Source organism: Streptomyces sp. NPDC034086 (assembly GCF_055575515.1).
The window spans coordinates 405,786-420,368 of sequence record NZ_JBVISM010000003.1 but is presented as its reverse complement, the minus strand read 5'-3'; the positions used below and the strand labels follow the sequence as shown (position 1 = coordinate 420,368).

The following is a 14,583-nucleotide window of genomic DNA, read 5'->3' as shown; positions in this document are numbered from 1 at the left end:
GGGCCGACGCACCACATTCCGGTCAGGCCGGGAGCACAACGACGAAGCGCTGCGGCTCCTCGCCCTCGGACTCGCTCTTCAGACCGGCGGCCGCCACGGCGTCGTGGACGACCTTGCGTTCGAAGGGGGTCATCGGGGCCAGCTTCAGCGGCTCGCCCGAGGCCTTCACGTCCGCTGCGGCCTGGGCGCCCAGCGCCGCCAGTTCCTCGCGCTTCTTCGCCCGGAAGCCCGCGATGTCCAGCATCAGCCGGCTGCGGTCGCCGGTCTCCCGGTGCACGGCGAGACGGGTCAGCTCCTGGAGGGCCTCCAGGACCTCGCCCTCGCGGCCCACGAGCTTCATCAGGTCGCGGCTGGAGGAGTCGCTGACGATCGACACCGCGGCACGGTCGGCCTCGACGTCCATGTCGATGTCGCCGTCCAGGTCGGCGATGTCCAGCAGACCCTCAAGGTAGTCGGCCGCGATCTCACCCTCCTGCTCGAGGCGGGTCAGGGTGTCGCCACTCTCAGCGGCGGCGGTGGTGGTGCCTTCCGTCACGGGAGGGACTCCTTCTACTTCTTGGAGGGCTTGCTGGGGGGCGTCTGACGCTTCGACTTCGACTGCCGCTTCGGCTGCTGCCGCTTGGTGGCGACACCGCCGCTCGCCGCGTCCGAGTCGGCCGTGGCCTCAGAACTCTTGATCACGGAACCGTCCGGCTGCGCGGCCATGCCCTGCTTCGTCAGCGCGGTGATGAACTTCCGCTCGTTGTCGTTGCGGTCCGGACCCTTGGCCACGATCGCCGCGACGATCTTCTTCTTGCTGCGGCCCTTGACGTTGCCGTGGGTGCTGACGTGCTTCAGCAGGCGGGTCAGGTACTGGTCCTGGGCCTTGCTGCCCGGCGTCGGGTTCTGGTTGATCACGTACATCTGCTGGCCCATGGTCCACACGTTGGTGGTCAGCCAGTAGACGAGGACACCGACGGGGAAGTTGATGCCCATCACGGCGAAGATCACCGGGAAGATGTACATGAGCATCTTCTGCTGCTGCATGAAGGGCGTCTTGACCGAGAGGTCGACGTTCTTCTGCATCAGCTGGCGCTGCGTGTAGAACTGCGACAGCGACATCAGGATGATCATGATGGCGGTCACGACGCGCACGTCGGTGATCGAGGCGTTCAGGCTCGCGACCTTGTCGGCGGAGTCCGTGAACTTCGCGGCCAGCGGGGCACCGAAGATGTGGGCCTGCCGGGCGCTCTCCAGCAGCGACTGGTTGATGACACCGACGGTCTTGCCGTTGGCGATGCTCGCGAGCACGTGGTAGAGCGCGAAGAAGAACGGGGACTGCGCCAGGATGGGAAGGCACGAGGAGAGCGGGTTGGTACCCGTCTCCTTGTACAGCTTCATCATCTCTTCGGACTGACGCTGCTTGTCGTTCTTGTAGCGCTCCTGGATCGCCTTCATCTTCGGCTGGAGCGCCTGCATGCCCCGCGTCGCCTTGATCTGCTTCACGAAGAGCGGGATCAGGCAGATGCGGATCAGGACCACCAGGGACACGATGGACAGGCCCCAGGCCCACCCACTGTCCGCACCGAAGACCGCCCCGTACAGCTTGTGGAACTGGACGATGATCCACGACACGGGTGTGGTGATAAAGCTGAACAGACTGGCAATCGTGTCCACTAATCAGGCTCCTTGAGCATTGCGAGATCTACGCAACGCACTGCGCAGCTGCTCGTGCCAACGCGGGCGTTTCCGGGGTGGGACATGATCCACACCGCCCGGGGACCACGGATTGCACCGCAGGATCCGCCAGGCGGTCAGAGCCGTCCCCTTCACCGCACCATGCCGGTCGATGGCCGTGAACCCGTAGTGCGAACACGACGGGTAATAGCGGCACACCGGCCCGAGCAGCGGACTGATCGTCCACTGGTACAGCTTGATCAAAGCGAGCAGCGGGTACTTCATCGAGCCACGCCTCCCAGCAGCCGCGCCAAGGCGGCGTCCAGGTCGCGGGCCAGCTCGTCGACACCGGCGTCAGCGGCTCCGGGCAGGGCCCGCACCACCACCAGGCTACCGGCGGGCAGCTGTGCCAGCCGATCACGCACGAGATGACGGAGCCGGCGCTTGACCCGGTTGCGGACGACGGCGATGCCGACAGCCTTGCTGACGACGAAACCCGCACGCGGCGAGGGATCTGCATCCCCCGGCTCGTGCGGGTCCGTGGCACCGCTTGTACGTAGGTGGACGACGAGGAACGGGCGACCGGCCCGGCGTCCTCGACGCACCGCGCTCGCGAAGTCCTCGCGCCGCCTCAGCCGATTTTCGGGAGACAGCACGACGTCACGACCTGCGCGTTGTTACGCGGAAAGGGCGGCGCGGCCCTTGCTGCGACGGTTCGCGAGGATCGCGCGACCGGCACGGGTACGCATCCGGAGACGGAAGCCGTGGGTCTTGGCACGACGGCGGTTGTTCGGCTGGAAGGTGCGCTTGCTCACTCGGGGGCTCCAGAGAATGAATCGTTGTGGCGGTACATCGCCTGGCTGTCACCGTGCGCCCACGAGGAACTCGCGTGTTCGCCCGAGTGGACACCGCTAAACGATCACAATGCGTGATCTTCGCCCATCGGTAGGCAGGCGGCAGCAGCCATCGACAACTCGACCTCGTTACGGTACGCGCGGCTACGCCATCCGGTCAAACCGAGCGCCCCTGCCCCACACTGTGCACAGGCTGTGGACAACGACTTGAACCCTGGCCACCGGCCTGACTACCGTTGACTGATCCCGGATTTTTTGTCCCGACCGTCCCAAAGAACCACACATTCGTGGGACGGGACCTGTGAGAGAGCGTGCTCTGTGGCTGACGTACCTGCCGATCTTGCCGCAGTGTGGCCACGCGTGCTCGAGAAGCTGCTCGGGGAGGGCCAGCAGGGGATCGAACCCAAGGACAAGCAGTGGGTGGAACGATGCCAGCCGCTGGCCCTCGTCGCCGACACCGCCCTGCTCGCCGTCCCCAACGAATGGGGCAAGCGCGTCCTCGAGGGCCGTCTCGCCCCCCTCATCAGCGACGCGCTGAGCCGCGAGTGCGGCCGCCCGATCCGCATCGCCATCACGGTCGACGACTCCGCGGGCGAGCCCGCCCCGCCGGCCCCGCCCGCCTCCTCCCCCCGCGAGGGCTACGAGCCGTACGGCGGCCAGCGCCCCGGCGCCGGCGAGGACCTGCCCGCTGCCCGCCCCGCCTACCCGGACTACCAGCAGCCGCGCCAGGAGCCCGGCTCCTGGCCCCGCGGCGGCCAGGACGAGTACGGCTGGCAGCAGCAGCGCCTGGGAGGCTTCCCCGAGCGCGACCCGTACGCCTCGCCGCAGCCCGGCTACCTCCAGCAGCCCGACCAGGGCTACGACCAGGGCGGCTACGAGGGGCAGAAGTACGAGTCCCAGAAGTACGACCCCCAGAAGTACGAGCAGCCCTCGTACGAATCCCAGCCGTACGAGCCGCAGGGCTACGAGCAGCAGCAGTACGAGCAGTCCGCCCCGCGCTCCGCGCCCGGCCGCCCCACCCCGGCGCCGCCGCCGTCGGCGCCCTCCGGCGGCTCCACCTCGGGCCCGCTCGAGCCGACCGCCCGGCTGAACCCGAAGTACCTCTTCGACACCTTCGTCATCGGCGCCTCCAACCGCTTCGCGCACGCCGCCGCGGTGGCCGTCGCCGAGGCGCCGGCGAAGGCGTACAACCCGCTGTTCATCTACGGGGAGTCGGGGCTCGGCAAGACGCACCTGCTGCACGCCATCGGGCACTACGCGCGGAGCCTCTACCCCGGCACCCGCGTGCGGTACGTGAGCTCGGAGGAGTTCACCAACGAGTTCATCAACTCCATCCGCGACGGCAAGGGCGACGCCTTCCGCAAGCGGTACCGCGAGATGGACATCCTGCTCGTCGACGACATCCAGTTCCTCGCGAGCAAGGAGTCGACGCAGGAGGAGTTCTTCCACACCTTCAACACGCTCCACAACGCCAACAAGCAGATCGTCCTGTCCTCCGACCGGCCGCCCAAGCAGCTCGTCACCCTGGAGGACAGGCTCCGCAACCGCTTCGAGTGGGGCCTGATCACGGACGTCCAGCCGCCCGAGCTGGAGACCCGGATCGCGATCCTGCGCAAGAAGGCCGTCCAGGAGCAGCTCAACGCCCCGCCGGAGGTACTGGAGTTCATCGCCTCCCGCATCTCGCGCAACATCCGCGAGCTGGAGGGGGCGCTGATCCGCGTCACCGCCTTCGCGAGCCTCAACCGGCAGCCGGTGGACCTGGGGCTCACGGAGGACGTCCTCAAGAACCTGATCCCGGGCGGCGAGGACAGCGCCCCCGAGATCACCGCCTCCGACATCATGGCGGCCACCGCCGACTACTTCGGGCTGACCGTGGACGACCTGTGCGGGTCCTCCCGCAGCCGCGTCCTGGTGACCGCGCGGCAGATCGCCATGTACCTGTGCAGGGAACTGACGGACCTGTCGCTGCCCAAGATCGGGGCCCAGTTCGGCGGCAGGGACCACACCACCGTCATGCACGCGGACCGCAAGATCCGCGCCCTGATGGCGGAACGGCGCTCCATCTACAACCAGGTCACCGAGCTCACGAACCGCATCAAGAACGGCTGACTCGGGCCCCGTGGAGGCCTGCTGGCGGCCCCTCACACCTCACGACAGGGCGCTTCCGGCGTGGACCGGGGGCGCCCTTCTTCGTCCGTGCGCCCCTGCTCTGTTCGAATGCGCCCCCGGGAGGGGCCGTCATCCACAGATTCCCCCGGTTTCTTCCGTCCACAGCCTGAGGACAGGCGGCGTCGCCCACAATCTGTCCACAGGTCTTCGGGTTGAGACCCCATCAGGCCAGGTCAGATGCCTGTGGAATTGTGCGCAAGCGTCATCCACAGCCTGTGGACAGAAAAACCGTCCACAGGCTCGTCCACTCCTCTGTCCACCGCCGGCCCACAGGTTCCCGCATCCTGTGCACAGGTTCCCGGCGGTTCTCCACACCGTTGTCCACTGTTCGGCAACGGCACACCCGCGCTCACCGCCCCGAGTGAAAGCGGTCACACGGATGTCGACGTTTGCTCTGTGGACTTCTGGGGAAAAGCTGGGGACACACCTGTGGAGTAGTGGGGGTCTCCTGGGGACGGCCTGTGCAGAACTTTTCGTTCTCCACAGAGACACCGGGTTGTCCACCGGTGCCACCCACAGGGTGTGGGGATAAAAAACGCGGGTTGACCTGCGAGAACGGGCTTATCCACCGTTTCCACAGGCCCTACTACTACCCCCATGGAGAGTTAGGCCGGTTTCGGTTTTCAAGCAGGGCCTGTGCACAACTCGTCTCCCGGCCGCCCCGCCTCCTCGCTCCCGACTTGACCGCCGGCCGCGACGACTGTCGGCGCCGTACGTCAGACTGGTCCCCGGCATCGGTCGAGGCATCGACGGGCCGACGACGAAGGCCGGCAGACGAGCGAGCAACAGCAGGAGGCGGTTCCGGTGAAGATCCGGGTGGAGCGCGACGTACTCGCGGAGGCGGTGGCCTGGGCTGCACGCAGCCTCCCGGCCCGGCCGCCGGTGCCCGTACTCGCGGGCCTGCTGCTGAAGGCCGAGGACGGCACCCTGTCCCTCTCCGGCTTCGACTACGAGGTCTCGGCCCGCGTCTCCGTCGAGGCGGACGTGGAGGAGGACGGCACCGTCCTCGTCTCCGGCCGGCTGCTCGCCGACATCTGCCGCGCCCTCCCCAACCGCCCGGTGGAGATTTCCACAGACGGTGTACGGGCGACCGTGGTCTGCGGCTCCTCCCGGTTCACACTCCACACCCTGCCTGTGGAGGAGTACCCGGCGCTGCCCCAGATGCCGACCGCGACCGGCACCGTGCCCGGCGAGGTCTTCGCCTCCGCCGCCGCCCAGGTGGCCATCGCCGCCGGCCGTGACGACACGCTGCCCGTGCTCACCGGTGTCCGCATCGAGATCGAGGGCGACCGCGTCACCCTGGCCTCCACCGACCGCTACCGCTTCGCGGTCCGCGAGTTCCTGTGGAAGCCGGAGAACCCGGACGCCTCGGCCGTGGCCCTGGTGCCCGCCAAGACCCTCCTGGACACCGCCAAGTCCCTGACCAGCGGTGACACCGTCACCCTGGCGCTCTCCGGCTCCGGCCAGGGCGAGGGCCTCATCGGCTTCGAGGGCGCGGGCCGCCGCACCACCACCCGGCTGCTCGAGGGCGACCTGCCGAAGTACCGCACCCTCTTCCCGACGGAGTTCAACTCCGTCGCCGTGATCGAGACCGCGCCGTTCGTCGAGGCCGTCAAGCGCGTGGCCCTGGTCGCCGAGCGCAACACCCCGGTCCGCCTCAGCTTCGAGCAGGGCGTGCTGATCCTGGAGGCCGGTTCCAGCGACGATGCACAGGCTGTGGAGCGCGTCGACGCGAACCTCGAGGGCGACGACATCTCGATCGCCTTCAACCCGACCTTCCTGCTGGACGGCCTGAGCGCGATCGACTCGCCCGCCGCGCAGCTCAGCTTCACCACGTCGACCAAGCCCGCCCTGCTCAGCGGCCGGCCCGCGGTGGACGCGGAGGCCGACGAGGCCTACAAGTACCTGATCATGCCGGTCCGCCTCTCCGGCTGACCGCTCCGCCGTACGCCGGCACCGGGCCCGGTCTCGCAGCCGCGAGTGCCGGGCCCCGCGCCGTCCGGAGCGGCCCGGCGCCACGGCCCGGCGTAGGCTCGGATCCGGCGGGCGGCCCGGAATGGCCACCGGAGACCACCGGTGCCGGGAAGCCCCTGTACAGACGGCCCCAACGCTTAAGGAACCCACCTGATGGAGCTCGGTCTCGTCGGTCTCGGCAAGATGGGCGGCAACATGCGCGAGCGCATCCGCCGCGCAGGCCACACCGTCATCGGATACGACCGCAACCCGGATCTCGCCGATGTCCACAGCCTGCGGGAGCTTGTGGACGGCCTGCAGGCCCCCCGCGTCGTGTGGGTGATGGTCCCGGCAGGAGCGGCCACGCAGTCCACCGTCGACGAGCTGGCCGAGCTGCTCTCCCCCGGCGACATCGTCGTCGACGGCGGCAACTCGCGCTGGACCGACGACGAGAAGCACGCCGAGGAGCTGAAGGCCAAGGGCATCGGCTTCGTCGACTGCGGCGTCTCCGGTGGCGTGTGGGGCCTGGAGAACGGCTACGCGCTGATGTACGGCGGCGACGAGAAGCACGTCGCGGCGGTCCAGCCGATCTTCGACGCGCTCAAGCCGGAGGGTGACTTCGGCGCCGTGCACGCCGGCAAGGTCGGCGCGGGCCACTTCGCGAAGATGGTCCACAACGGCATCGAGTACGCCATGATGCAGGCCTACGCCGAGGGCTGGGAGCTCCTGGAGAAGGTCGACTCGGTCACCGACGTCCGCGAGGTGTTCCGGTCCTGGCAGGAGGGCACGGTCATCCGTTCCTGGCTGCTGGACCTCGCCGTCAACGCGCTGGACGAGGACGAGCACCTGGAGGGCCTGAAGGGCTTCGCCCAGGACTCGGGCGAGGGCCGCTGGACCGTCGAGGCGGCCATCGACAACGCGGTCCCGCTGCCGGCGATCACCGCCTCGCTGTTCGCCCGGTTCGCGTCCCGTCAGGACGACTCGCCGCAGATGAAGATGATCGCCGCACTGCGCAACCAGTTCGGCGGCCACGCGGTCGAGAAGAAGTAGCACCACCCAGCACCACAGAGCACAGCAGCAGGAAGCCGGGGGAGGTCGGCGCCGTATGCATGTTTCGCATCTCTCATTGGCCGACTTCCGCTCGTACGCCCGGGCCGAGGTACCCCTCGCCCCGGGCGTCACGGCTTTCGTGGGCCCCAACGGCCAGGGCAAGACGAACCTGGTCGAGGCCATCGGCTACCTCGCCACCCTCGGCAGCCACCGCGTCTCCTCGGACGCCCCGCTCGTGCGGATGGGCGCCGACCGGGCGATCATCCGGGCCGCCGTCACGCAGGGGGAACGCCAGCAGCTGGTCGAGCTGGAACTGAACCCGGGCCGCGCCAACCGCGCCCGCGTCAACCGGTCCTCGCAGGTCAGGCCCCGCGACGTGCTGGGCATCGTGCGCACCGTGCTGTTCGCCCCCGAGGACCTCGCGCTCGTCAAGGGCGATCCCGGGGAGCGGCGCCGCTTCCTCGACGAGCTCGTGACGGCCCGCTCGCCCCGGATGGCGGCGGTCCGCTCCGACTACGAGCGGGTGCTCAAGCAGCGCAACACCCTCCTGAAGTCCGCCGCGATGGCCCGCCGGCACGGCGGCCGCTCCATGGACCTCTCCACCCTCGACGTCTGGGACCAGCACCTCGCGCGCGCGGGCGCCGAGCTGCTCGCCCAGCGCCTCGACCTGATCGCCACCCTGCTGCCGCTCGCCGACAAGGCGTACGAGCAGCTCGCGCCCGGCGGCGGCCCGCTCGGGCTCGCGTACAAGTCCTCGGCCGGCGAGCCGGTCGACACCGGCGCGGCGCGGACGCGCGAGGAGCTCTACGAGGTGCTGCTCGGCACCCTGTCCGAGGTCCGCAAGCAGGAGATCGAGCGCGGGGTGACCCTGGCCGGCCCGCACCGCGACGACCTCCTGCTGCGCCTGGGCGAGCTGCCCGCGAAGGGGTACGCCAGCCACGGCGAGTCCTGGTCGTACGCCCTGGCCCTGCGCCTGGCCTCGTACGAGCTGCTGCGTTCGGAGGGGGCCGAGCCGGTGCTGGTCCTGGACGACGTCTTCGCGGAGCTGGACGCGCGCCGCCGGGAGAGGCTCGCGGAGCTGGTCGCGGGAGGCGAGCAGGTGCTGGTGACGGCGGCGGTGGACGATGACGTTCCGGGCGTGCTGACGGGAATGCGCTTCGGGGTGTCCGGCGGTGAGGTGACCCGGCTGTGAACGAGGCGGAGCGGCACGAACGCAAGACCCCGGAGCCATCCGGGGTGGACCTGGCCCGCCAGGCCCTCGCGGCCGCGCGCGAGCAGGCCCGCGCGCGGGGCAACGCGGTGAGCGGGCGGGGACGCCGGCAGCAGCCGGGGCTGCGCTCGGGCGCCCGGGCCGACGGCCGGGACCCCATGCCGCTGATGGCGGCGCTGGACCGGCTGCGCACGGAGCGGGGCTGGGAGATGCCGATCGCCGTGGCCGGGGTGATGGAGCGCTGGGCGGAGATCGTCGGCCCGGAGATCGCCGCGCACTGTGAACCGGAGCGCTACGAGGAGCGTGAACTCCTCGTGCGGTGCGATTCCTCGGCCTGGGCCGCGCAGCTGAAGCTGCTGGCCCCGCAGCTGGTGGCGCGGCTGAACGCGGACCTCGGCCAGGGCACGGTCCGGCTGATCAAGGTGCAGGGCCCCGGCGGCCGTCCCAAGCGGTACGGGCCGTGGCGCGCCCCGGGCAGCAGCGGGCCGGGCGACACCTACGGCTGAGCGGGCCCGCGTCCTGCCTCCGGCCGGTACCCGGCCGAGGCGGTTCCGGCCGCCGCCCACGGGCCCGCGTACGCCCGCACGACGGCCGGCCGGGGGCTGCGCGCGGCCCCGGAGCGGCCCCCCGACGGCCCCCTCGGCCTTCCCGAGGCCTTCCTCCGGCGGCCTCGCGGAGCCCGGTGCGGCGGCGCCGGCGGAGCCTGTCGGCGCGGGCGGCGCGGGTGGTGTCCCCCACGGTAGTGGAAGGTTGACAGCCCGAAGCGCTGGATGCCCGCGTGAGCCTCTTTGAGCCCCTGCCCGGATATGGGGAGTCGGAAGGTGGAGGTTCAGGGCGGCACATGCGTACTCAGGTACCGGCAAACCCCCATTCATGTCAGTGGTACCGGTAGACTGGAGGGAATCCCGCCCGTTCGCGGGATCACACATACAACGCAGATCGACGCGGCCGCTCCGCCGGTGCACCAGCTGGTCCGGAGTACGGGCTGCGCTGTGCCAGAAAGGGCGCTTCGTGGCCGATTCCGGCGACTCCAACGAGAAGAATTACGACGCCAGTGCGATCCAGGTCCTCGAGGGCCTGGACGCGGTCCGCAAGCGGCCGGGTATGTACATCGGCTCGACCGGTGAGCGCGGTCTGCACCACCTCGTCTACGAGGTCGTCGACAACTCGGTCGACGAGGCGCTGGCGGGCCACGCGGACACCATCGACGTGACGATCCTCGCCGACGGCGGGGTGCGCGTGATCGACAACGGCCGCGGCATCCCGGTCGGCATCGTGCCGTCCGAGGGGAAGCCGGCCGTCGAGGTCGTCCTGACGGTCCTGCACGCGGGCGGCAAGTTCGGCGGCGGCGGCTACGCCGTCTCCGGCGGTCTGCACGGCGTCGGCGTCTCCGTCGTGAACGCCCTGTCGACCAAGGTCGCGGTCGAGGTCAAGACGGACGGCTACCGCTGGACCCAGGACTACAAGCTGGGCGTGCCGACGGCTCCGCTGGCCAGGAACGAGGAGACCGACGAGCACGGCACGTCGGTGACGTTCTGGGCCGACGGCGACATCTTCGAGACCACCGAGTACTCCTTCGAGACGCTGTCGCGGCGCTTCCAGGAGATGGCCTTCCTCAACAAGGGCCTGACCCTGACGCTGACCGACGAGCGCGAGTCGGCGAAGGCCACGGCGGGCGCCGACGACCCGGACGCGGACGCGGCCGAGCCCCAGGCGCGCACGGTGAAGTACCACTACGAGGGCGGCATCGTCGACTTCGTGAAGTACCTCAACTCGCGCAAGGGCGAGCTGATCCACCCGACCGTCATCGACATCGAGGCCGAGGACAAGGAGCGGATGCTCTCGGTCGAGATCGCGATGCAGTGGAACTCGCAGTACACGGAGGGCGTGTACTCCTTCGCGAACACGATCCACACGCACGAGGGCGGTACGCACGAGGAGGGCTTCCGTGCGGCGCTGACGGGCCTGGTCAACCGGTACGCGCGCGACAAGAAGCTGCTGCGCGAGAAGGACGACAACCTCGCCGGCGAGGACATCCGCGAGGGTCTGACGGCGATCATCTCGGTCAAGCTGGGCGAGCCCCAGTTCGAGGGCCAGACGAAGACCAAGCTGGGCAACACGGAGGCCAAGACCTTCGTGCAGAAGGTCGTCCACGAGCACCTGAACGACTGGTTCGACCGCAACCCGGTCGAGGCCGCGGACATCGTCCGCAAGTCGATCCAGGCGGCCACGGCGCGCGTCGCGGCCCGCAAGGCCCGTGACCTGACCCGCCGCAAGGGGCTGCTGGAGAGCGCCTCGCTGCCGGGCAAGCTGTCCGACTGCCAGTCGAACGACCCGACCAAGTGCGAGATCTTCATCGTCGAGGGTGACTCCGCCGGCGGCTCCGCGAAGTCCGGCCGCAACCCGATGTACCAGGCCATCCTGCCCATCCGCGGCAAGATCCTGAACGTCGAGAAGGCCCGGATCGACAAGATCCTCCAGAACACCGAGGTCCAGGCGCTGATCAGTGCCTTCGGCACGGGTGTGCACGAGGACTTCGACATCGAGAAGCTCCGCTATCACAAGATCATCCTGATGGCGGACGCCGACGTCGACGGCCAGCACATCAACACCCTGCTGCTGACCTTCCTGTTCCGTTTCATGCGGCCGCTGGTCGAGGCGGGCCACGTGTACCTGTCCCGCCCGCCGCTGTACAAGATCAAGTGGGGCCGCGACGACTTCGAGTACGCGTACTCGGACCGTGAGCGCGACGCCCTGGTCGAGCTCGGCAAGCAGAACGGCAAGCGGATCCGGGAGGACTCGATCCAGCGCTTCAAGGGTCTGGGCGAGATGAACGCCGAGGAACTGCGCGTCACCACCATGGACGTGGACCACCGCGTGCTCGGCCAGGTCACGCTGGACGACGCGGCGCAGGCCGACGACCTGTTCTCGGTGCTGATGGGTGAGGACGTCGAGGCCCGGCGCTCCTTCATCCAGCGCAACGCCAAGGACGTTCGCTTCCTCGACATCTGAGTCGGCTCAGCTGACCGCCTGAAAGGACTTCTGACCAGCAATGGCCGACGAAACCACCCCCACCGCAGAGAATCCCGCGGAGGAGCAGCCCGTGCTGCGCATCGAGCCCGTCGGGCTCGAGACGGAGATGCAGCGCTCCTACCTCGACTACGCGATGTCCGTCATCGTCTCGCGTGCGCTGCCCGACGTGCGGGACGGCCTCAAGCCGGTGCACCGCCGTGTGCTGTACGCGATGTATGACGGCGGCTACCGGCCCGAGAAGGGCTTCTACAAGTGCGCCCGCGTCGTCGGTGACGTCATGGGTACGTACCACCCGCACGGTGACTCCTCGATCTACGACGCCCTGGTCCGCCTGGCCCAGCCGTGGTCGATGCGCATGCCGCTGGTGGACAGCAACGGCAACTTCGGCTCTCCGGGCAACGACCCGGCGGCCGCGATGCGCTACACCGAGTGCAAGCTGATGCCGCTGGCCATGGAGATGCTCCGGGACATCGACGAGGAGACCGTCGACTTCACGGACAACTACGACGGCCGCAACCAGGAGCCGACGGTCCTGCCGGCGCGCTTCCCGAACCTGCTGATCAACGGCTCGGCCGGTATCGCGGTCGGCATGGCCACCAACATCCCGCCGCACAACCTGCGCGAGGTCGCGGCCGGCGCCCAGTGGGCGCTGGAGCACCCCGAGGCCTCGCACGAGGAGCTGCTGGACGCGCTGCTCGAGCGGATCAAGGGCCCGGACTTCCCGACCGGCGCGCTGGTCGTGGGCCGCAAGGGCATCGAGGAGGCGTACCGGACCGGGCGCGGCTCCATCACGATGCGCGCGGTGGTCGAGGTCGAGGAGATCCAGAACCGCCAGTGCCTGGTGGTCACGGAGCTGCCGTACCAGACCAACCCCGACAACCTCGCGCAGAAGATCGCCGACCTGGTGAAGGACGGCAAGATCGGCGGCATCGCCGACGTCCGCGACGAGACCTCGTCCCGGACGGGCCAGCGCCTGGTGATCGTGCTCAAGCGCGACGCCGTCGCCAAGGTCGTGCTGAACAACCTGTACAAGCACACCGACCTCCAGACGAACTTCGGCGCGAACATGCTGGCGCTGGTGGACGGGGTGCCGCGCACCCTGTCGATCGACGCGTTCATCCGCCACTGGGTGCAGCACCAGATCGAGGTCATCGTCCGGCGCACGCGCTTCCGTCTGCGCAAGGCGGAGGAGCGGGCGCACATCCTGCGCGGCCTGCTCAAGGCGCTGGACGCGATCGACGAGGTCATCGCCCTCATCCGGCGCAGCAACACCGTCGAGATCGCGCGCGAGGGCCTGATGGGCCTGCTGGAGATCGACGAGATCCAGGCCAACGCGATCCTCGAGATGCAGCTGCGGCGCCTGGCGGCCCTGGAGCGGCAGAAGATCGTCGCCGAGCACGACGAGCTCCAGGCCAAGATCAACGAGTACAACGCGATCCTGGCCTCGCCGGAGAAGCAGCGCTCGATCGTGAGCGAGGAACTCGCGGCGATCGTCGAGAAGTACGGCGACGACCGGCGTTCCAAGCTGGTGCCCTTCGACGGGGACATGTCCATCGAGGACCTGATCGCCGAAGAGGACATCGTCGTCACCATCACGCACGGCGGCTACGTCAAGCGCACGAAGACCGAGGACTACCGCTCGCAGAAGCGCGGCGGCAAGGGCGTGCGCGGCACGAAGCTGAAGCAGGACGACCTGGTCGACCACTTCTTCGTCTCCACCACGCACCACTGGCTGCTGTTCTTCACGAACAAGGGCCGCGTCTACCGGTCCAAGGCGTACGAACTCCCGGACGCCGGCCGTGACGCGCGCGGGCAGCACGTGGCGAACCTGATGGCCTTCCAGCCGGACGAGAAGATCGCCCAGGTGCTCGCGATCCGCGACTACGAGGCGGCGCCCTACCTGATCCTGGCCACCAAGGGCGGCCTGGTGAAGAAGACGGCGCTCAAGGACTACGACTCCCCCCGCTCGGGCGGCGTCATCGCCATCAACCTCCGGGAGACCGGTGCCGACGGCACCGACGGCACCGCCGACGAGCTGATCGGCGCGGAGCTGGTGTCCGCCGAGGACGACCTGCTGCTCATCAGCAAGAAGGCGCAGTCGATCCGCTTCACGGCGACCGACGAGGCGCTGCGTCCGATGGGCCGTGCCACCTCGGGCGTGAAGGGCATGAGCTTCCGCGAGGGTGACGAACTGCTCTCCATGAGCGTTGTCCGGCCGGGTACGTTCGTCTTCACCGCCACCGACGGCGGTTACGCGAAGCGGACGGCGGTGGACGAGTACCGCGTCCAGGGCCGTGGCGGTCTGGGCATCAAGGCGGCGAAGATCGTCGAGGACCGCGGCTCGCTGGTCGGCGCGCTGGTGGTCGACGAGACGGATGAGATCCTCGCCATCACGCTCGGCGGTGGTGTGATCCGTACGCGCGTCAACGAAGTCAGGGAGACCGGCCGTGACACCATGGGCGTCCAGCTGATCAATCTGGGCAAGCGCGATGCCGTGGTGGGCATCGCCCGCAACGCCGAGGCCGGTCAGGAAGCTGACGAGGTCGACGAGATCGAGTCGGAGACCGAGTCGGAGATCGACGCCGCGGCGGCCGACGCACCGGCCGCCGGGGTGGCCGAGGGCACGGAGCCCTCGGCCGGGGAGCACGAGGAGTAAGT

Annotated in this window: 12 protein-coding genes; 7 read left to right on the top strand and 5 right to left on the bottom strand. The window is 69.1% G+C overall.

The annotated features are described in order from the left end of the window. Positions 1–22: 22 nt before the first annotated feature. The 5 genes from ACZ514_RS11895 to rpmH are packed head-to-tail and all read right to left on the bottom strand — an operon-like array spanning position 23 to position 2,471. The gene (locus ACZ514_RS11895) at positions 23–535 is read right to left on the bottom strand and encodes a Jag family protein (RefSeq protein WP_468164031.1); all 513 of its coding nucleotides are present in this window, start codon (positions 533–535) and stop codon (positions 23–25) included. 14 nt (positions 536–549) lie between these two features. Continuing rightward, entirely contained in the window at positions 550–1,656 is a 1,107-nt protein-coding gene (yidC, locus tag ACZ514_RS11890) for a membrane protein insertase YidC (RefSeq protein WP_468164029.1), read from the bottom strand. 3 nt (positions 1,657–1,659) lie between these two features. Continuing rightward, a complete protein-coding gene (gene yidD, locus ACZ514_RS11885) occupies positions 1,660–1,941 on the bottom strand; it encodes a membrane protein insertion efficiency factor YidD (protein WP_007265231.1) in 282 nt (93 codons plus the stop codon). Then, positions 1,938–2,312, bottom strand: a complete 375-nt coding sequence (gene rnpA, locus ACZ514_RS11880; protein WP_468164027.1) for a ribonuclease P protein component — start codon at positions 2,310–2,312, stop codon at positions 1,938–1,940. The genes yidD and rnpA overlap by 4 nt, the downstream gene beginning before the upstream one ends. A gap of 21 nt (positions 2,313–2,333) precedes the next feature. Next, positions 2,334–2,471, bottom strand: coding sequence for a 50S ribosomal protein L34 (gene rpmH, locus ACZ514_RS11875; protein ID WP_018547628.1), 138 nt, complete (start codon positions 2,469–2,471; stop codon positions 2,334–2,336). A gap of 357 nt (positions 2,472–2,828) precedes the next feature. Between rpmH and dnaA the strand changes: the two genes are divergently transcribed. From dnaA to gyrA, 7 genes are all read left to right on the top strand, one after another. Further along, the gene (gene dnaA, locus ACZ514_RS11870; protein ID WP_468698653.1) at positions 2,829–4,619 is read left to right on the top strand and encodes a chromosomal replication initiator protein DnaA; all 1,791 of its coding nucleotides are present in this window, start codon (positions 2,829–2,831) and stop codon (positions 4,617–4,619) included. A gap of 864 nt (positions 4,620–5,483) precedes the next feature. Next, positions 5,484–6,614, top strand: coding sequence for a DNA polymerase III subunit beta (gene dnaN, locus ACZ514_RS11865; RefSeq protein WP_388932817.1), 1,131 nt, complete (start codon positions 5,484–5,486; stop codon positions 6,612–6,614). Positions 6,615–6,806: 192 nt separating this feature from the next. Continuing rightward, the gene (gene gnd / locus ACZ514_RS11860) at positions 6,807–7,682 is read left to right on the top strand and encodes a phosphogluconate dehydrogenase (NAD(+)-dependent, decarboxylating) (protein WP_468164023.1); all 876 of its coding nucleotides are present in this window, start codon (positions 6,807–6,809) and stop codon (positions 7,680–7,682) included. 55 nt (positions 7,683–7,737) lie between these two features. Then, entirely contained in the window at positions 7,738–8,874 is a 1,137-nt protein-coding gene (recF, locus tag ACZ514_RS11855; protein ID WP_468164021.1) for a DNA replication/repair protein RecF, read from the top strand. Continuing rightward, positions 8,871–9,398 carry a DciA family protein gene (locus ACZ514_RS11850; protein ID WP_468164019.1) on the top strand — a complete coding sequence of 176 codons (528 nt, stop codon included), beginning with the start codon at positions 8,871–8,873 and terminating at the stop codon, positions 9,396–9,398. Before recF ends, ACZ514_RS11850 begins: the two co-directional genes overlap by 4 nt. Positions 9,399–9,882: 484 nt before the next feature. Further along, positions 9,883–11,904 carry a DNA topoisomerase (ATP-hydrolyzing) subunit B gene (gene gyrB / locus ACZ514_RS11845; RefSeq protein ID WP_467885914.1) on the top strand — a complete coding sequence of 674 codons (2,022 nt, stop codon included), beginning with the start codon at positions 9,883–9,885 and terminating at the stop codon, positions 11,902–11,904. Between the two features lie 40 nt (positions 11,905–11,944). Next, the gene (gene gyrA / locus ACZ514_RS11840; RefSeq protein ID WP_468164017.1) at positions 11,945–14,581 is read left to right on the top strand and encodes a DNA gyrase subunit A; all 2,637 of its coding nucleotides are present in this window, start codon (positions 11,945–11,947) and stop codon (positions 14,579–14,581) included. Positions 14,582–14,583 lie beyond the last annotated feature (2 nt).